This is a genomic window from Streptomyces sp. NPDC086519, from assembly GCF_040686075.1.
Lineage (GTDB): Bacteria > Actinomycetota > Actinomycetes > Streptomycetales > Streptomycetaceae > Streptomyces > Streptomyces shenzhenensis.
In genome coordinates this window covers 19,254-36,188 of the sequence record NZ_JBFBJL010000014.1, presented here as the reverse complement: position 1 = coordinate 36,188, position 16,935 = coordinate 19,254, and the positions used below count along the sequence as shown (strand labels likewise).

Here is a 16,935-nt window from a genome sequence, read left to right as displayed (position 1 = left end):
TCCCCCCAGATCATGGCTCGACAGAAAGCCTTCCAGGATGCGGGAGAGAAGCGGCGCCCTCAACAGGGACCGGCGGGTAATGACGCGAACAGGCCAGATTCCACGAAAGTTGGCTGTAACCCGGCCAACCGTCAAGAGCGAATCCACGTACGGCGATCACGTGCCGCCTCGTACACCGCCTCGACCTTGTCCGGTCGCCAGTCGGTCTTGAGGTGCTTGAGCGCAGCTATGTCACGCTCCTGAAGGACACGCACGTCCCGGAGCGACTGCACGACCTGAAGCCGCGCCACCGCGACGAAGGCGAGCACCGGCTGAACCTCGACGGGAAAACCGCACGCAGTCGTCAGCGCGGCAGCGGCCCGTCGCGCCTCGGCTCGGCTCTTTCGCACGTAGGGGTACGACCGGCCGCCTATGCGGACAGCATCGTCGCCCACCCAGACGCGCGCTCCACGATGGCGCTTGGTGTTGAAACAGAAGGCTCCGCCCGAACCGATCAGGACGTGGTCGATGTCGACGTCACCGCCCAGGGGTATGGAATGCAGCGCTCGCCAGTCTCCTCGCCGCGCCAGCCGCTCCAGCTCCGTTCCCACCCGGCGCTCGCCGACCAGTCCTGCGCGCCAGCTGTCCACCTCCAGACGCCGACCGGACAGCCTGGCCAACGCCCACCGCCAGAAGCCGGGCGTCAGCTCGTCCACCTTCATCTGCAGCGCGTCTCCCGGGCTGTTCCCGGCAAGGTCGTCTTCAGAACGCAGCGCCTTGTGCGCTACCGGCGAAGAAGAAGCAGTGACATAGGGCGCAAGGACATCAAGTACCGCGTCCCGCTGTTCCTCAACCAGAAGCTCCAGATACCCCGTGCGGCGGTCGAACCATGCGACCTTCTTGCCGTCCGACTGATTCACGTAGAGACGGTCATGTCCGTAGCGCTTCCATACGGAGACCTGTAAGCCGCTCGCGCGCCCCCCGTTTCGCATCCCATCAAAGGCCAATGACCATGTGACCAGGATCAGAAACAGCGAGCAAGACAGCCTCACGTCTGCGCTGAGCAGGCTGGTGGCCGAGATCGGGCGCTTCCCAGCCGGTTCTGCAGACAGGGCGAAGGCACATCTAGGGCACATGAGCCCGGGAAACGGCGTTGACCCGTGAGAACTACCGAGAGGAGTTTTCCCAGGTCAACCCACATTTCACCGAGAAACCCCAGGTCAGCGCCCTCCCACCCCCAATCGCTGCACGAGTGGCAGGACTTCTCGCACCGGCTGCATGAGGCGGGTCATCAGCCGTACTGCCTGGTATGGCCCTGAGCCGGGGTTTCTTGCGGATCGGGCGGGGTCTTCGGGCCTCGCCCTTTTTGGTGCCGGGGAGGGGCCGCCAGGCGACCCTGCCCCGCCCCGACCCGCCCCGTCGAATCTCCGCCGCAGCCGGCACGACGGCGCTGATCAGGTCGGGGCGGACAGCTTGGGAGTGAGCAGTTCCAGCGCTTCATCCCAGCGGAAGCGGTCCGCCCCGCCCCCGGCCTTCGGCCGGTGCGGCTCGTACGAACCGATCAGCACACCCATCTCGCGCAGCCGGTCCGGACCGCGGCGGCAGGCGGGGTGGGCGGCCTGGGCCGAGTTCACCCGGTGTACGCCAGGCTGAGCGGACGGGGTAGCCGGTCTGTGCCTCGATCGCCTCGGTGTCGAGGAAGCCCAGGCCCTGCGGGGTGGCGACGGCACCGACGTCCCAGTGCTGTTCCTGCGCGGCCGTGATCAGCTTGCCGACGTCATCGGCGGTACCGCACGCGCAGACGACGACGTACAGGAAAGGCTTCTTCTCCGGGGCGGTCGGCTCAGTCACGCGGAAACCCCTTCCTGGTGCCCACGGTCATCCCCGTCACGCCGGTCTTCCGGGACAGCCGAGCAGGAGAGCGGCCGTCGCGACGGACGTGACCAGACCGGCGCCGAGCGTGAGGGCGGCCATGGCCGGGACGGAGGTGAGCGATCCCGTCCCGAACATCGGCCACAGCGCGTCGCGGAACGCCGTAGACGCACTGATCGCGACGCATCCGGCGACCATCGACGCCTCGGCGACACGGCGGGGCCGGGTGCGCGGCGGGCGGGCGATGAATCCGGCGACCGCGTTGCTGATCACGCAGAAAGCCAGGTAGGAGGTCGCCACGACGATCAGCGCCCAGGCCATGAGCAGCGGATCCGTCCAGCCTTCCCCGATGGCCTGGGCACCGATCACGGCCACCGCCGCCAGCGTGCTCAGCACGACGAAGACCGTCATCGCGTGGCGGCGCACCCAGACCGTGGCCTGTGGTCCGACCCGGTGCCGCAGCACGGGAGTCCGCTGGCAGAGATAGAGGGCGTCGTCGAGCCAGTCGTGCCGTCGGCCGCGGGACACGCGGTGCCGTCGGCTTTCCCGCACGAGCGACACGGCCACCGCCCCGGTGAGTACGGAGCCGGCGGCCAGCCCGCCGATCAGCACCCGGATCCACGCACCGGCCGGCGAGGAGGGTGTCCGGGCGACGACCGCGGCCCACTCGGTCGCCAGCGTGAGCCCGACCAGCGTGATCATCGCCCCCGCCGCACGCACCGTCTGCCGCCCCCGGTCCGCGCCGCCGGGTGCCTGCCACGCGAGCAGCCGTAACGCGATCACCAGCGCGAGCATCGGCACCGTGAACTGGGTCAGGGACACCACCACGTCATACGGGTCGTCCTGCCACGGGCTGGCCGCCCTGACCGTCTTGTCCTGGGTCTCCAGCACCGTCAGCGCCTCGAAGACACCGGCGACACCGAGGCTCGCCCAGACCACGGCGGCGGAAGCCCGGCCGTTTTTCTCCATGGGTTCCATGGGTCGCCATAGTACGCACCTCGTAGTACGTGGCAAGTAGTATGCAACAAGTAGTACGTGACAGGTAGTATCGCGGCTCGTATCCTGCGAAGCCTGAGGCAAGGAGGCCCATGCACAGCAACGACGCCCAGATGCTCGTTCTCACCGTCCTCGCGGACGGCCCGCTGCACGGATACGCCATCAACACCGCGATCGAAGGACTCACCGGCAGCCGACTCGGCCCCGGCAGCCTCTACGGCGCACTGTCCCGACTGGAGGCACGCGAGCTGATCCGGCCCGCGGACGAGACGGCAGAAGCCCAGGAACGCCACCGCACCATGCAGATCACCGACACGGGCCGTGACCAGCTGCGCACCGAACTCCAGCAGATGGCCCGCATCTCCGCCGCCGGCCTGCGCGCACTCGGGATCGCCCCGGCATGAGCGCGGCCGCCCTGCTGACCCGGCTCTACCCGCCGGCCGTCCGCGAACGATGGGGCGAGGACATCTGTCACGAGGTGTCCGCATCGGGAATCCGGTCCTGGCCCGACACCCTCGCGGGGGCCGCACGACTCTGGCTCCACCCGGCGGACTGGCCCGAGACGTTCACCGGCCAGACCCGCCGCGTCCTGACCGTCGCCCTCTTCGCGCTCACCGCGGCCACCGGGCTGCTGCTGCGCTCGGCCGAGCCCTCCGCCGCCCTCACGGCCGACATCCGCCACCCCGCCACCAGCCTGTGGATCGCCCCGCTCCTGCTGGGCATCGGCCTCGCCGCACCGCTTCCCCCGCTGAGCGGCGAGGCACTCCGCGGCCTGACCGCCGCAGCGGTCCGCACCCTGGCCGCCCCATTCATCGCGTTCGTCGCCCTGTGCCTGATGGCATGGAGCGGCGCCGCCGAACACCTCACAGGCTTCGCCGACGCCGCCGCGGTCACCTACTACTGGCTCACACTCGGATTCGTCGCACTCCGCCTGTGTGTTCTCGTCGCCCGCATCTCGCGCACCGCCACCCTGCCGACCACACGCCGGCTGTCCGCGGCCCTGCTGCACATCGGCGCGGGACTGGCCCTCGCCGCAGGCCAGAACCTCCTCGCCGCCGTCCGGACCGCTCCGCTCGCCGGCTCCCTCGCCGAGACGGTGGCACTGGGTCTCCTGGCCGCCGCGGCCATCGGCGCGGGCCGTGATCTGCGGCGGAAGAGGGCATAGGCCCCAGCAGAAGCGCAAGGTCTCGCCTGCCCGTCACACGGACCCAAGCGCCCCACGATGCCAGCAGGGAACGACCGGCGCTCCGCACACGCCGAACGCCGGTACCGCTGAACGCTTCCCCACGCTGACCGAGGAGTTGCCATGGCCGTCGCACCCCCGAAGGCCGTTGTCGTCGCGCCCGCCTACAACGAGCGGGACGATCTCCCCGCCCTGGCCGGTCTGCTCGCTGACCTGCCGATGCCGAACCCGCACCTGCGCGTGGTCGACGACAACTCACCCGGCGGCGATGTCGTGTCGGCGACGTGTCGGCGAGTGCTCCAGCAGCCCCGGACGCCGTGTGGCGGGGTGTCCCGGGGCTGGAGCGGGGAGTTGGCGTGTCAGCCGTTGCGGGCGGCCTCCGGTCCGGTGATGCGTTTGAGCAGGGGGAGGGTTGAGGCGATGATGCCCAGCGAGATGACGAGGCCGAGGACGACGAGCGCGAAGTACTCCATGCCCGGCGACACCAGGTCGTAGCGCATCTGCGATTTCAGGAACAGGGCGGAGGCGGCGAAGGCCGTACCGATCGAGATCGCGGCCACCGCCAGCAGCGGCAGTGTGCTCTCCAGGCCGATCACCCGCTGAAGCAACCGCAGCGGTGCGCCGGTGAGCCGCAGCAGCGCGAACGGGCGTCGGCGGTCCGACAGGCCCGCGACGACGCTCACCGCCAGGCTGCAGCCCGCGATCGGCAGGGTGGTCAGCAGCACCACGTCGGCCAATTGCCGCCAACCGGCCAGTTCCTGCTGCACGTCGGTGCCCCAGTCGCCCACCGTGCGGGCCTGGTGGTGCGGGTAGGCGGTGGTGAGCAGGGTCCGTACGTGTTCCTTGGCGGCTGTCGACCCGTCGGTGGCCACGTAGATCAGTTGTACGGGCAGCCTGGCGACGGCTGCGGTGCTGACGGCGGCGGCGGGCCACGGCAGGCTCGGGTGCGACCGCAGGCTGACGAACGCGTAGAAGTCGACGGCGGTGACGCTCGCGCCGGCCGGGCAGCGGCCCACCATGGGGGTCTGCGCCAGGTCGGAGCAGGTCACCAGTGCCCGCGCGGCCGGGCCAGGATCACCCGGGTGGACACGCCGGTTTGCCACCTTGCCCACGCCGTCGGGGTTGGCGTGGGCGACGGCTACGCCCCGCACGCCCGGGATCGCCCGTACCTCGGTGAGCAGCCGGGCCGGGACGGCCCGGGCCAGCGGCGCCTGACCGTCGCTGCCGTCCTCCACCACGGTCCGGGTCTGCCGGTCGCCGCCCAGGGTGCCGCGGTAGTCGTTGATGGTGCCGATGATGCTGACTGTCGCGGTGGTCACGAACAGGGCCAGGACAAGGCCGCTGACCGCGCGGAAACCGGCCTTCGGGTCGTCGGCGAGCCGGCGCACCGCGATCAGGGCGGCCGGGCGTCGGGTGCGCCGGGCCACCACCCGGGCGGCGATCATGGTCAGCCACGGCCCTGCAATCACCAGGCCCAGCATCACCACCACGAAGCCCGGGAGGTAGGCCGCCGTCTGGCCGTTCCCGGTCGCCGGGCGGCGGCCGGCGAAGACGAAGTACGCCAGTTCGGCCAGGCCCGCCAGCAGCGGGATCAGTCGCCAGGCGCGCGGCGGGCGCGCGGCCACCCGGCGGGTCACGCCGAGCGGGGAGATGGTGACCCGGCGCAGCGCGAGGCGCGCCGCGATCGCCGCCGCCACCGGCACGCCGACGACGACGCCGAGGGCCTGCGGGGCGCTGAGCGTCAGATCCGAGAGGAAGAACCGCTGCTGCCCGGTCAGCGGAATGGTGGCGACCAGCGGGCGCAGCGCGGCGTAGAGCCCGAAGCCGATCACTGTCCCGGCGGCCGCCGCCAGCGCGGACTCCACCGCCGATATCAGCGACACCTGCCGGGGAGTGGCGCCGACCAGCCGCATCGCCGCGTACCGCTGTTCGCGCGTGGCGGCGGACAGCCGGGTCGCGGTGGCGATGAAGATCAGTACCGGGAAGATCAGTGCCCCGGCCACCACGGAGGAGATGAGCGTCATCGCGTCGCCGCGCACGGCGTTGTCCCAGCACTCGTTGTCACAGGCGGTCGGCCGGGTGCCGGCGATGGTGGTGACCGTTCTCGCCCCTGGTGCGCCCTTGATCTGGGCGGGGGTACGGCCGATGACAGCGATCAGCGAGTCCGGGGAGGCCAGGGCGGCGTCGCCGATCGTGCCGGTGAGCCGCCCGGGGAAGCGGTTGCCCAGCTGGTCGGCCGGGGTGTCGCGGATCAGCTGGGCCAGCGCGGGCGAGGCGTAGTACTCGCCGGGCGCCGGCAGGTGCGTCAGGCCGGGCGGGACGGGCGAGGTCGGGCCGGTCGCGGCGACGTCGACCTCGGTGAGGGACCTGCCGTCGTAGTAGTCGCCGTGCGGCCACCACCACAGCGGGTCCACCGACGCCTGCTCGGTACGGCTTGCGGCTCCGGTGTCGAGCCAGACCTGCCGCTGGTTCGTCCGCTCGACGGCGTTCATGCTGGCGAAGGTCGACAGCAGCAGCCCGACGCCGATGGCGACCGCGGCAGTGATCATGGCCAGCCGGGCGAGGGCCTCCCGGCCGCCGCTGACCGCGAGGCGGAAAGCGAAGGCGATCACGAGGCGATCCACCCGGTCGTGAGCAGACTGGCCTTGCCGTCCCGGACGATGGCCTCCCGGTCGGCGTGCGCGGCGACCCGGGGCTCGTGGGTCACCAGGACGACGGTGGTGCCCTCCTCATGGGCCGCGTCCACCATCAGGTCCATCACCTGCTCGCCTGTCAGGGAGTCCAGCGCCCCGGTCGGCTCGTCGGCGAACAGCACCCTGGGCCGGGCCACCAGACCGCGGGCCAGCGCCACCCGCTGCGCCTGACCGCCCGACAGCTCCCCGGAGCGGCGCCGCTCCAGGCCGTCCAGGCCCAGCCGGGCGAACCAGGGCCGGGCCTCGGCGAGCGCGGCTGCCCGGCGCACGCCGGAGAACAGCAGCGGCAGGGCGACGTTCTCCTCGGCGGTCAACTCGGGGACGAGCTGGCCGAACTGGAAGACGAAGCCGAAGGTGCCGCGGCGCAGGGCGCTGCGCTCGGCCTCGTTCAGGGTGTCGATGCGGCGTCCGTCGAAGTGCACCTCGCCCGAGTCGGGGGTGAGGATGCCGGCCAGGCAGTGCAGCAGGGTGGACTTGCCCGAGCCGCTCGGGCCCATCACGGCGAACACCTCGCCGGCCTCGATGGCCAGGCCGGCGCCGCGCAGGGCGGGCGTCTCGCCGAAGGAGAGAGTGAGGTCGCGGGCCTCGATGAGGGCGGTCATGTGCGCACCGCCGCTGCCAGCGTATCCATCCGGGCCGTGGTCAGCTCGATCCATCGCAGGTCGGCCTCCAGATGGAACAGGCCGTGGTCGGCGAGCAGGGCGTCGATGATCGGGCCGGTGCGGCGCAGCCGGGTCAGCTCGTGCATCCGTTGCAGGTGGGCGGCCCGCTGGGTGTCGAGATACTGCTGGGCGTCGCGGCCGAGCATCAGGGCGAGCACGACTTTGGTGAACAGTACGGTCTGCAGATTGGGCTCAGGTGCCACCGGTTCGGTGAGCCAGGACTCGAACTCTGTCGCACCCGCCTCGGTGATCACGTAGCGCTTGCGCTCGGGGCCGACCCCGGGCTCCGCCTCGCCGGCGATGACCTTCCCGTCCCGCGCCAGCCGCCCGAGAGTTGTGTAGACCTGCCCGTACGGCAGCGGCTTGCCACGGTTGAAGAAGGCGTCGTAGTCGCGCTTGAGGTCGTAGCCATGGCTCGGCTCCCGCTCCAACAGCCCCAACAGGGTGAGAGGAACACTCATGCGAGGACCATACACCGCGGATATACTCTGAGTATATATCTGCCGAGAGTGGGTCGCCTCCCGGCTGACGGCTCGCGCGGCGGCGTGCGCGAGCCGGGCCTCGAAGCCCCCGGCGACATCGACGAACTCCAGCGCAGGGGCACCAGAGGGGCCCGACGTCACCTCCCGCTCCTGGTGCCGGGCAAGGACGCCGGAGCATGGCCCGTCGTCCGTGCCGTCCTCGACCCGCGGGTGCGGGGAGGGCAGCTGTGGGGGCCGCGGGTCTTCGGGCCGCGTGGCACACCTCGGCGTGAACCCGTCCCCGCTCACATGGCCGCACCGGCCGTCGCCGCTGGCCTGTGGGCCGCCGGCGGGGAGCTGGTCGGCGCCGATCCGCACCTCGGCTTTCGGTGACCGGCCCCGACGGTCCACCCGCCCGCCCCGAGCGCCGCTGCCCGTCGCTCTCGCGGACCCCGCAAGGTCCGCGCGGTGGCCCACCACCGCGCAGGCGCAGGTCCGCCTTCCCGGCGATCAGGCCCGCGTCCAGTCCTTCGCGAGGAGGCCGAGGACGGCTTCGTCCGCGTATGCGCCGTACACCCAGGCGGAGCGCCGAAGCGTGCCCTCCCGCGTGAACCCGGCCCTGGTCGCCGCCGCGAGCATCGGGGCGTTGTCCGTGAGGGTCTCGATCTGCAGGCGCTGCAGCCCGCGTACGGCGAACCCGTACTCGCACAGCGTGTGCAGGACGTCGACGCCGAGTCCGCGGCCGCGGAACGCGGGGCGCAGGGCGATCCCGAGATGAGCCGTCCGGTTGTGCGGGTCGATGCCCCAGAGCAGGGCCTCTCCTGCCAGCTCCTGCGACTCCAGCTCGACGACGGAGAAGCACGCCGCCTCGTCCGACGGTCCGGTCACGGCGAAGGGGGAGTGCTCCGAGCCCGGTGGGACGGGCCGCCACGGGCGGGAGTCGGCGCGTGAGCGTGTGACCACGTCGTCGTACAGCTCGCGGTGGAGAACGGGGACGTCGCTCTCGTGCCGGGCACGCAGCCCGGTCTTCTCGCCACGTATCACGGGGCATTGCTATACGAGGGTCGGCGGCCGCTCAACCGGGTTTCCCCCTGGTCTCAAGCCGCGAGGGCCTCCGCCGCCGTGCCGTCGTCGCGCACGTCATCAGCGGCGCGACGGGGCTTGTCGGGGCCGGTGATACGGGCGCCCCCGGCCGCAGGAACGACCTCCGAGCGGGCCGTTCCCGCGGCCGGGAGCGTGCGGTCAGGGCCGGCCGTCGGCGGTGGGGAGGCCCACTCCGCCCAGGATGGTGAGGTCCGTGCGGCGCGGTGGGGACGCCAGCAGCGCGAGGACGTCCGCGGGGTCGGGACCGCCGGCGCGCGGCGGAGCGGCGAGGGCGGCCTGCGCACGGGCCTCGTCCTGCCAGACCTCGGTGACGTGCACCGTGTCCGGGTCCGCCGTGTCCTGGCTGATCAGGTAGATCTCACAGCCGGGGAACCCGTGCAGGCTCTCCGCGACCTCCAGCAGGACGGCGGCGAGTTCGCCGCCCTTGCCCGGGTGCGCGGTCATGGCCATCAGTCTGCCGATCATGTTCAGGCCAGGGTGGTGATGCAGAACGGGTGGCCGGCGGGGTCCAGCAGGACCCGCCAGCGGTCGGGCTGGGGCTGGGTCGGGGGCTCGGCAGCACCCAGGGCCAGCAGGTGAGCACGCGCGGCCTCCAGGTCGTCGACGCCGAGTTCGATGTGGGCCTGCTTCTCCTGGGCAGGATCGGGCCAGGTGGGACGCCTGTAGTCGGTCAGCCGGTTGAACCCCAGTCCGGCCGAGCCCTCCCGGCCGAGCAGGACGAAGTCGTCACTGGAGTAGGCGACGGGCAGGCCGAGGGCCTCGCCGTAGAAACGGGCCAGTTCGGCGGGGTCCGGGCAGTCGAACGTGACGGCCACGTAGCGGATCGCGGGTGCGGGTGTGTTTCCGGTGCTCATGGGGAGGACGCTATGACGGGACCAGGACAGGTTCGGTCCTGGTCATGCGGGACACTTCAGGATGTGATCAGCACATCCGCCCGCCTGCTGCGCCTGGTCTCCCTGCTGTCCGCACGGCCGTCGTGGACCTGCGGCGAGCTGGCCGGCCAGATGGCGGTCACCGAGCGCACGGTGCGGCGGGACGTCGCCAGGCTCCGGGAGCTCGGCTACGGAGTCGAGTCCGACCCCGGGCCATGGGGCGGTTACCGCCTCCGCGCCGGATCCCGGGTGCCGCCGCTGATCCTCGACGACGAGGAGGCACTCGCCGTGGCCGTCGGGCTGCGCGAGGCCGCGCTCAGCGGTGTTCTCGGCGGCGACCAGGCCGCGCTGTCCGCCCTGCTGAAACTGCGTCAGGTTCTGCCGCGCCGGATCGCGGACCGGCTGGGCGAGATGGACGCCGCCTTTGTGCACACGACAAGGTCCGACGCGCCGCAGATCGCGCCCGGCATGCTGCTGGAACTGGCCGGCGCGTGCCGCCGGGCGGAGCGTTGCCGCCTGTCGTACCGCGATCGGGAGGGGAAGGCCACGGTCCGGGAGGTCGACCCGTACCGCCTGGTGCATACCGGACGCCGTTGGTACTTCGTCGCGCGGGACGTGACGCGGGACGAGTGGCGTACCTTCCGGGCCGACAGAGTGGGCCGGATACAGCCGGCCGGGCGCCCGGTGGAGTTCATCGACCCACCTGACCCGGCCCTGCTCGTCTCCCGCTCCATCGCGACCGGGGCCTACCCGCTCTACGTGACGATCCGTCTCCCGCTGCCCATGGAGCAGGCGCTTCGGCTGATCCCGCGGACGGTCGGCACCCACCGCCCGGAAGGCCCCGGCGCCACGATCGTCGACATCGGCGGCCCCGACGCGGACGGGCTCGCCAGGTACCTCCTGAGCCTCGCCACACCCCTGCGGGTCCTGTCACCGGACGACGTACGGGAGGCTCTGCTGCGCCGCACCCGGGAACTGTTCGAGGACAACCTGAACGGTCGGCCCCGGTAGGGAGACGTCGCACGAGGCGGGGCCCTGCCGCGCGGTGCGGCCCTGAGCCGCGTCGCGGCGAAAACCCGTTGGCGGGTCACCGCGACCGCTGTTACCTTTCCGGAGGCCGTGCCGGAGACGAGGAGGTGGTACCCGTGAACGCAGTATCGACATGGGTGCTCCCCTTTGGGGTCGCGGTCGGGCGATAGGTCGTCCGGGAGCGCCGTTCACGCGCATCCCGAAAGGCACGACCATGCACTTCACTTCCGAACAACGCCTCGACGACGGCGTCCTCGAACGCGAATTCACCCTCGGCGAGATCCCCGGCACCCTGTGGACGCCGGAAGCCGCCGCACCGACCCCGCTGATCCTGATGGCCCACAACAACGGCCTGCCCAGGAGGGAACCCCGGCTCGTGGCCCGGGCCCGGCTCACCGCGGCGTACGGCTACGCGGTGGCCACCATCGACGCCGCCGGGTGCGGTGACCGGCCCCGTTCCGCCGACGACGAGCGGGCCCGCGCCGACCTCCACCGGGCGATGCGGGCCGGCGAACCGGTCGACGAGATCTTCGAGTCCTTCATCGGCCCGCTGGTCGAGAACGCGGTCCCGGAATGGCGGACCACCCTGGACGCCCTGCTGTCGCTGCCCGGGATCGGCGGCCCGGTCGGCTACTCGGGGTGGACGGCCCTCGGCATCCGGCTGGCGGTGGCCGAGCCGCGCATCGCGGCCGCCGGTTTCTTCGCCGGGGGCTACGTGCCCCGCGCCCAGCGCGAGGAGGCCCGGCAGGTCACCCTTCCGCTGCTGCTCCTGTTGCAGTGGGACGACGAGGGGAATCCACGGCAGCGGGCCCTGGACCTGTTCGACGCCTTCGGCACCAAGGAGAAGACCCTGCACGCCAATCTCGGCGGGCACACCGGCACCCCGTGGTTCGAGTTGGACGACACGAACGGGTTCTTCGGCCGGCACCTGAAGTGAGAACGGGCCGCGGCACGGCCCCGAGCCCGGCCCCGGACCCGGCTCAGCGGATGCGGGCCACTCCCGCGTAGATGCCGCTGCCCTCCGGGTCCGGGGCCGGGGTGGTGAACCACTCCGTCGCCGTGACCAGGCCGGGGGATACGAGGTCGAGGCCGTCGAAGAAGCGCTCGACCTCGGGGCGGGTGCGGAAGGCGAGCCGGATACCGCCCTTGGCGTACTCGGCGACGACCTGTTCGACGAGCTCCGGGAACAGGTCGGACGCGGCGTGCGAGAGGATCAGGTAGCTGCCCGACGGCAGGGTGTCGACGAGGGCGCGGACGATCCCGTGGGCACCCTGCTCATCGCTGATGAAGTGCATCAGGGCGATGAGGGAGAGAGCGACCGGGCGGTCGAAGTCCAGGACGTGCCGGGCGTGCCGGACGATCGCCTCCGGGTCACGCACATCGGCCTGGATGTAGTCGGTCGCCCCCTCCGGGCGGCTGACCAGCAGCGCCTCGGCGTGCCGGAGGACGATCGGGTCGTTGTCGGTGTAGACGACCTTGGCCGACGGCACGAGGTTCTGCACGATCTGGTGCAGGTTCGGCTCGGTGGGGATTCCGGTGCCGATGTCCAGGAACTGGTCGATGCCCTGCTCGGCGAGCCACGCGGCCGCCCGGTGCATGAACTGGCGGTTCTGCCGGGCGGCGTCCCGCGCCTCGGGCGGCAGCTTCTCACCGACGGCCTCGTCGACCGGGTAGTTGTCCTTGCCGCCGAGCAGCCAGTCGTAGACCCGCGCGGGGTGTGCCCTGCTGGTGTCCAGCGGCAGAGACGGCTGTGGGTTGGTCGGCATGGCAACTCCATCGCGCCAGGAGAGACGGTGAGAGACCGCAGTCGTGGTGATCGTACTCCGCAGGCTCATCTGCCCTGCACACGGCGCGACTTGGGCCCCCGGCGGGCGGCTGGGCGGTCAGAGAGTGAGGAGTTCCTCGTAGAAGCCGCCGAACCGCCGCTGTGGCGTGAGGAGATGGATCTCCAGGATCCAGTGGCAGGTGCGGCCCGCCTTGTCGGTGCGGCGCAGCGGGGTGTCGTTGGCGGGCGTGATGTACGACTCGACGTCGGCGCCGTCGATCGTCTCGTGCGGGAACTCACCCACCAGATGCCCGGCGTGCCAGCCGCCCAGCTCCCAGCCGGCCTCGGCGGCGAGGCGGGCGACCTCGGCGTACAGGGCGGCGCCCGTGATCTTCGGGTCGGCCTCGAAGAACCGCCGGCCGGCGGCGAACACCCGGGGCAGGTCGGCGCGGAGCCGGTGCTTGACCGGGTCGTCGCCGAGGACGAAGGTACGGCCGAAGTCGGCCTCGTACTCCTCGAAGATCGGCCCGAAGTCGGCGAACGCGATGTCGTCGGTGCCGATCACCCGGTCCGGCGGGTTCTCCTTGTACGGCAGGACGGTGTTCGGACCGGAGCGCACGACCCGCTTGTGCCAGTGCCGGGTCGTGCCGAACATCTCGTTCGCCAGGTCCCGGATCCGGTCGCTGACCGCCCGCTCCCCCTCGCCGGCCGCGACGAGCCCGCGCTTCTCTGTCTCCGCGAACAGCAGTACGGCCTTGTCCTGGGCTTCCCGCAGGCGCGCCGCCCGCGTGGGTTCGTCATCCGCCATGGGGCGAACCTAGTCAGCCCCGGTCGTCACCGGCAACGGAGTTCAGCCGGTGAGCCGATCCGGCGCCGGAGCCGCTAACTTGAGAACCGGAGTCGTCACAAACTCCGCAAAACCACCCTTTCCCTCTCCCTGAGGCGGCCCGTCATGAGCCTGAGCATCCGCAACCAGATCCCCGGCACCGTCACCGCCGTCACGCCGGGCGAGGTGATGGCGACCGTGAGGGTCCGGCTCGACGGCGGCCAGGAACTCACCGCCGCGATCACCCTGGAGGCGGTCCGGGAGCTGGGGCTCGCCGAGGGTTCGGCCGTACGGGCGATGGTGAAGTCCACCGAGGTCGCGCTCGCCACCGGCCGCCTGCCGGGCGTGTCCATCCGCAACCAGTTGCCCGGCACGGTCAGCGACGTGGCCACCGGCGGTGCGATGGCCACGGTCAAGGTGGCCGTGGACGGAGGTCAGGACCTCACCGCGGCGATCACCAGGGACGCGGTCGGCGACCTCGGCCTGACGGCCGGGGCGCCGGTCGTGGCGCTGATCAAGGCGACCGAGGTGTCCCTCGCGACCGCGTGACCTGGTGGCCGCGTGCGGATGCCCCGGTCACCTCTCGCCGTGCTGGCGGCGGATCCTCGCGGCCACCTCGTTCTCCTCCGTCTCCCACCAGGGGCGGACCCGCTCGGCGGAGGGGGCGGAGGCGGGGCCGGGAGCCGTGGCGGACGGGGAAGCCTGGGCGGGGGCGGGGACCCTGGCCAGCTGTTCGTCCAGGTGACGGTCGAGGGCCGCCGCCTGGACGCGTTCCGCGCGCGCCCACTGGAACAGGATCGCCAGCAGGAACGGCAGGGCGACCAGTTCGGCGATGCTCAGCATCGCGCCGCCGCCGATCTGCTGGTCCTGCCGGACGTCGGGGGCCCAGGACGGGTGGTGGTGCAGATACCAGGCGCCGGCGATCAGCGTGCCGTGGGTCATCACCACGACCCCGGGGACCGCGTCGATCACGCCGTCCAGGAAGACCAGGGCCGCCCGCACCGGATGGGTGCACCAGGCCGGCAGGGTCTCCTCCCGGGTCAGGACCGGTACGACGAAGAGGCAGCCCGCCGCCAGCAGGTGCAGATACATCAGCTCGTGCAGCCAGCCCACCCGCAGCGCGGTGGCGAAGTACGGGGTGAAGTAGATCGTCAGCTCGGTGGCGAGGACGAGCGCCGTGCTGACCAGGGGGAAGGTCAGGAGGCGGACCAGGCGGCCGGTCATCGCGCGGCGGACCCTCGCGGCCGCGTCCCAAGGCAGCGCCTCCGCCGCCAGCCGCAGCGGGTCGCCCAGGGCCAGGCCGAGCGGGGCCACCAGGTCGAGGAGGATGTTCTGCACGGCCGCGGGCCAGAACAGCACGTGGTCGTAGACGGCCAGCGACGACATCGTCGCGACGACCAGCGCGCCCAGGCCCAGCACCGCGAAGGCGGCGGTCCGGCCCGCCGGCCAGGACCCGCCCCCGCCGCGCACGCGCCGCACGCCCCAGCCGTACAGCCCGCCCAGGACCAGGACCAGCAGCAGCGCCGGCACGTCCAGCTGCCACGACGTCAGCAGCCGGCCCACGGTCAGCTCGGCCATCGGGCTCACCCTCCTTCGTCCACTGCGCGACGCTATACCCGGCCTGCCCGGCGTCCGCGGCGGGGTTCCGTGCACAATCGGCGGGATCACCGACCGGTGGTCGAACGATGACCGGCTGGTCATCGGCACGGTTCTCAGGGTGGGGATACATGTTCGGAAAGCGACTCCTGGTGAGCGGAACCATCGCGATTCTGATCGGCACGCTCGGTGCGTGCTCCGGGGGCGGAGGGGGCGGAGGCGGCGAAGGGGACGGTGTCGACACCGGCGTCAGCTACGGACAGGACGACACGAGCACCGGGACCGACAGTTCCGGTGGCGCCTCCTCCACCCGGGACGACACCGTCCGCGGACTGAAGGACACCGTCCGGCACGTCACCGCGAAGACCACCCGGGCCACCCGGCCCCGCCTGGTCCGGAAGTGCTCCACCACCACGCACCGGGTCCGGCACACCTCCAGCAGCAGCACCCGCGGCAGACGTACGACCCGTACCTGGTACACGACCGAGCGGTACCGGTCCTGCACCAAGGTCCGCAGCGGCACCGAGACCTACCGGAAGACCGTGCGCACCGAGAAGTGGTGCGTGAAGCTGGACGACGTGAACGGCGACAAGCGGCGGGACGACGTCTGGTACCGGGTCAGCAGCTCGGCCTACGGCGCCGCCCGGACCGCGGACGACCGCGCCCGGCTGGAGTTCGTCCCGGCCGCCGAGGGGTGCTGAACCGCCCGGCCGCCCCCGCGTCACAGTTCCGTGCCGGGCCGAGGTGAACCTTGTTCACCTTCGTCCGGCCGTGCTTAAAGTGATCAACGCGGCCCGCGGATGCCGACCACCTCCGCCGCCGCACAGGGGAGACGGGAAGACACAGGGGGCTTCGTCATCATGGGGGAACGATTCGCCATGCCTCGGCGCGTGCCGGCACGGCCGGTCGCCGCGCTGCTGGCCGCCGTCGGGGTCGTGGCCGGGGTGCTGGTCGGCAGGCCGGGGCTGGAGTCGGTGGCGGGGTGCGGGACCTCGGGGGACCTGTATCCGTCGCAGACCGCGAGGGACTGGGTGTCGTACGCCGATCACGTCGTCGTCGCCAGTCCGGCCGGGGAGCGGGAGACGAACCGGCGGACCTACGCCAAGGGGCCGGTCGCGTACGCGACGGACCGGCTGGTGGGCTTCCGCACCGACAGCAGGCTGTGGTCGCGCCCCTCGCCCCGGCACGCCCTCGGCTCCGCCTTCGACATGGTCGCCCCCGGCTGGGAGGTCTACCGGTCCAGCGGCACCCGGGTCGCCGAGATGGCCACCGACGCGCCCCGCCTCCAGGCCGGCCACACCTATCTGCTCGCCCTGCGCCGGCACGAGGGCGGCTGGGCGGTCCTCGGCGAGGGCGGAGCCGTGCCCTTCGACGACCAGACCGGGGACCAGGGCGAGTGGTGCGGACGCGTGCTGAGCAAGGAGGACGTCGCCGAGGGCGAACGCTTCTCCCGGCACGACGACCACAGCCTGGAGAAGGCACTGCTGGGACAGGACGAGCAGGCCGTCAAGAACGCCCTGGACCGCGCGGGCGGCGCCGACCGCGGCTGACCCCCGTCCCCCACCCGTTCACATCCGGCCACGTCGCCGGCTCACCCGGCCGGGCGGCGGCATGACCGCCCCGCCCCGCACGACCGCGCCCGGCCCTGCCGAACTCCCCCCGCCCGGCCGCCTCCTGAGCGGTGCGGGCGCCGCGCGGGAGGCGTCCCGCCCGACCCTCCAGTACACAGGCACCCACACCTCCCCCACCGAAATGGCGTGAACAGTTCACCTCTTCTCCACATTCAACGCGCTGGTGCGCAAGGAACCGGCCATTGACTCTGGGGCGCGGCACCCCGATCCGGAGCCGTGTGGGGAGAATCGCTTCGTAGAGGGGGGCACAGTGGTGTCCGCGCTCA

The 16,935-nt window shown here is 71.9% G+C and carries 18 protein-coding genes and 2 pseudogenes; 8 read left to right on the top strand and 12 right to left on the bottom strand.

The features are described 5' to 3' along the window. Window positions 1–131: 131 nt before the first annotated feature. From AB0P24_RS15505 to AB0P24_RS15495, 3 genes and pseudogenes are all read right to left on the bottom strand, one after another. Entirely contained in the window at window positions 132–899 is a 768-nt protein-coding gene (locus AB0P24_RS15505) for a nuclease-related domain-containing protein (protein WP_365794087.1), read from the bottom strand. A 534-nt stretch (window positions 900–1,433) separates the two neighbouring features. Then, window positions 1,434–1,830, bottom strand: a pseudogene (locus tag AB0P24_RS15500) (flavoprotein). Window positions 1,831–1,866: 36 nt separating this feature from the next. After that, window positions 1,867–2,829: a hypothetical protein gene (locus AB0P24_RS15495; protein WP_365794085.1), complete on the bottom strand. Its 963-nt coding sequence runs from the start codon at window positions 2,827–2,829 to the stop codon at window positions 1,867–1,869. A gap of 110 nt (window positions 2,830–2,939) precedes the next feature. Between AB0P24_RS15495 and AB0P24_RS15490 the strand changes: the two genes are divergently transcribed. Both AB0P24_RS15490 and AB0P24_RS15485 read left to right on the top strand, forming a co-directional pair. Continuing rightward, complete coding sequence (locus AB0P24_RS15490; protein ID WP_365794083.1) at window positions 2,940–3,251, top strand: helix-turn-helix transcriptional regulator; 312 nt, start codon at window positions 2,940–2,942, stop codon at window positions 3,249–3,251. After that, complete coding sequence (locus tag AB0P24_RS15485; RefSeq protein ID WP_365794081.1) at window positions 3,248–4,012, top strand: hypothetical protein; 765 nt, start codon at window positions 3,248–3,250, stop codon at window positions 4,010–4,012. The genes AB0P24_RS15490 and AB0P24_RS15485 overlap by 4 nt, the downstream gene beginning before the upstream one ends. 377 nt (window positions 4,013–4,389) lie before the next feature. Here AB0P24_RS15485 and AB0P24_RS15480 read toward each other — a convergent pair whose 3' ends face one another. From AB0P24_RS15480 to AB0P24_RS15470, 3 genes are read right to left on the bottom strand one after another with little or no spacing between them, the layout of a single operon-like run. Then, complete coding sequence (locus AB0P24_RS15480) at window positions 4,390–6,642, bottom strand: FtsX-like permease family protein (protein ID WP_365794080.1); 2,253 nt, start codon at window positions 6,640–6,642, stop codon at window positions 4,390–4,392. Further along, window positions 6,639–7,325: an ABC transporter ATP-binding protein gene (locus tag AB0P24_RS15475; protein WP_365794079.1), complete on the bottom strand. Its 687-nt coding sequence runs from the start codon at window positions 7,323–7,325 to the stop codon at window positions 6,639–6,641. The genes AB0P24_RS15480 and AB0P24_RS15475 overlap by 4 nt, the downstream gene beginning before the upstream one ends. Beyond that, complete coding sequence (locus AB0P24_RS15470; protein ID WP_365794078.1) at window positions 7,322–7,846, bottom strand: PadR family transcriptional regulator; 525 nt, start codon at window positions 7,844–7,846, stop codon at window positions 7,322–7,324. The genes AB0P24_RS15475 and AB0P24_RS15470 overlap by 4 nt, the downstream gene beginning before the upstream one ends. A 162-nt stretch (window positions 7,847–8,008) precedes the next feature. Here AB0P24_RS15470 and AB0P24_RS15465 point away from each other — a divergent pair. Further along, window positions 8,009–8,239 (top strand): annotated as a pseudogene (locus tag AB0P24_RS15465) (short-chain dehydrogenase); the annotation flags it as partial. 117 nt (window positions 8,240–8,356) lie between these two features. Here the strand turns inward: AB0P24_RS15465 and AB0P24_RS15460 are convergent. From AB0P24_RS15460 to AB0P24_RS15450, 3 genes are all read right to left on the bottom strand, one after another. Further along, entirely contained in the window at window positions 8,357–8,890 is a 534-nt protein-coding gene (locus AB0P24_RS15460) for a GNAT family protein (RefSeq protein ID WP_365794077.1), read from the bottom strand. A gap of 198 nt (window positions 8,891–9,088) precedes the next feature. Beyond that, the gene (locus AB0P24_RS15455) at window positions 9,089–9,415 is read right to left on the bottom strand and encodes an antibiotic biosynthesis monooxygenase family protein (RefSeq protein WP_365794076.1); all 327 of its coding nucleotides are present in this window, start codon (window positions 9,413–9,415) and stop codon (window positions 9,089–9,091) included. Between the two features lie 2 nt (window positions 9,416–9,417). Beyond that, window positions 9,418–9,804, bottom strand: coding sequence for a VOC family protein (locus AB0P24_RS15450; protein ID WP_365794074.1), 387 nt, complete (start codon window positions 9,802–9,804; stop codon window positions 9,418–9,420). 63 nt (window positions 9,805–9,867) lie between these two features. Here AB0P24_RS15450 and AB0P24_RS15445 point away from each other — a divergent pair, with 63 nt between their 5' ends. Further along, the gene (locus AB0P24_RS15445; RefSeq protein WP_365794072.1) at window positions 9,868–10,833 is read left to right on the top strand and encodes a WYL domain-containing protein; all 966 of its coding nucleotides are present in this window, start codon (window positions 9,868–9,870) and stop codon (window positions 10,831–10,833) included. A 232-nt stretch (window positions 10,834–11,065) separates the two neighbouring features. Further along, complete coding sequence (locus AB0P24_RS15440; RefSeq protein WP_365794070.1) at window positions 11,066–11,788, top strand: alpha/beta hydrolase; 723 nt, start codon at window positions 11,066–11,068, stop codon at window positions 11,786–11,788. Window positions 11,789–11,831: 43 nt separating this feature from the next. Here AB0P24_RS15440 and AB0P24_RS15435 read toward each other — a convergent pair whose 3' ends face one another. Both AB0P24_RS15435 and AB0P24_RS15430 read right to left on the bottom strand, forming a co-directional pair. Next, on the bottom strand, window positions 11,832–12,617 hold the full coding sequence (locus AB0P24_RS15435) for an SAM-dependent methyltransferase (RefSeq protein ID WP_365794068.1): 786 nt from the start codon (window positions 12,615–12,617) through the stop codon (window positions 11,832–11,834). A 117-nt stretch (window positions 12,618–12,734) separates the two neighbouring features. Further along, window positions 12,735–13,424 (bottom strand): M24 family metallopeptidase, encoded by a 690-nt coding sequence (locus tag AB0P24_RS15430; RefSeq protein ID WP_365794066.1) that lies wholly within the window; start codon window positions 13,422–13,424, stop codon window positions 12,735–12,737. 144 nt (window positions 13,425–13,568) lie between these two features. Between AB0P24_RS15430 and AB0P24_RS15425 the strand changes: the two genes are divergently transcribed. Next, window positions 13,569–13,991, top strand: a complete 423-nt coding sequence (locus AB0P24_RS15425) for a TOBE domain-containing protein (RefSeq protein ID WP_234533685.1) — start codon at window positions 13,569–13,571, stop codon at window positions 13,989–13,991. A 27-nt stretch (window positions 13,992–14,018) separates the two neighbouring features. On the opposite strand, the gene AB0P24_RS15420 is transcribed toward AB0P24_RS15425, so the two are convergent. After that, on the bottom strand, window positions 14,019–15,020 hold the full coding sequence (locus AB0P24_RS15420; RefSeq protein ID WP_365794064.1) for a cytochrome c oxidase assembly protein: 1,002 nt from the start codon (window positions 15,018–15,020) through the stop codon (window positions 14,019–14,021). A gap of 149 nt (window positions 15,021–15,169) precedes the next feature. Here AB0P24_RS15420 and AB0P24_RS15415 point away from each other — a divergent pair, with 149 nt between their 5' ends. Further along, window positions 15,170–15,739, top strand: a complete 570-nt coding sequence (locus AB0P24_RS15415) for a hypothetical protein (protein ID WP_365794062.1) — start codon at window positions 15,170–15,172, stop codon at window positions 15,737–15,739. A gap of 177 nt (window positions 15,740–15,916) precedes the next feature. After that, window positions 15,917–16,588: a hypothetical protein gene (locus tag AB0P24_RS15410; protein ID WP_365794060.1), complete on the top strand. Its 672-nt coding sequence runs from the start codon at window positions 15,917–15,919 to the stop codon at window positions 16,586–16,588. Window positions 16,589–16,935 lie beyond the last annotated feature (347 nt).

Coding starts and splice junctions, on each gene's coding strand:
- AB0P24_RS15495 (WP_365794085.1), bottom strand. CDS start 2,829: ATGGAACCCATGGAGAAAAACGGCCGGGCTTCCGCCGCCGTGGTCTGG.
- AB0P24_RS15490 (WP_365794083.1), top strand. CDS start 2,940: ATGCACAGCAACGACGCCCAGATGCTCGTTCTCACCGTCCTCGCGGAC.
- AB0P24_RS15485 (WP_365794081.1), top strand. CDS start 3,248: ATGAGCGCGGCCGCCCTGCTGACCCGGCTCTACCCGCCGGCCGTCCGC.
- AB0P24_RS15475 (WP_365794079.1), bottom strand. CDS start 7,325: ATGACCGCCCTCATCGAGGCCCGCGACCTCACTCTCTCCTTCGGCGAG.
- AB0P24_RS15470 (WP_365794078.1), bottom strand. CDS start 7,846: ATGAGTGTTCCTCTCACCCTGTTGGGGCTGTTGGAGCGGGAGCCGAGC.
- AB0P24_RS15455 (WP_365794076.1), bottom strand. CDS start 9,415: ATGATCGGCAGACTGATGGCCATGACCGCGCACCCGGGCAAGGGCGGC.
- AB0P24_RS15450 (WP_365794074.1), bottom strand. CDS start 9,804: ATGAGCACCGGAAACACACCCGCACCCGCGATCCGCTACGTGGCCGTC.
- AB0P24_RS15440 (WP_365794070.1), top strand. CDS start 11,066: ATGCACTTCACTTCCGAACAACGCCTCGACGACGGCGTCCTCGAACGC.
- AB0P24_RS15435 (WP_365794068.1), bottom strand. CDS start 12,617: ATGCCGACCAACCCACAGCCGTCTCTGCCGCTGGACACCAGCAGGGCA.
- AB0P24_RS15430 (WP_365794066.1), bottom strand. CDS start 13,424: ATGGCGGATGACGAACCCACGCGGGCGGCGCGCCTGCGGGAAGCCCAG.
- AB0P24_RS15425 (WP_234533685.1), top strand. CDS start 13,569: ATGAGCCTGAGCATCCGCAACCAGATCCCCGGCACCGTCACCGCCGTC.
- AB0P24_RS15420 (WP_365794064.1), bottom strand. CDS start 15,020: ATGGCCGAGCTGACCGTGGGCCGGCTGCTGACGTCGTGGCAGCTGGAC.
- AB0P24_RS15415 (WP_365794062.1), top strand. CDS start 15,170: ATGTTCGGAAAGCGACTCCTGGTGAGCGGAACCATCGCGATTCTGATC.
- AB0P24_RS15410 (WP_365794060.1), top strand. CDS start 15,917: ATGCCTCGGCGCGTGCCGGCACGGCCGGTCGCCGCGCTGCTGGCCGCC.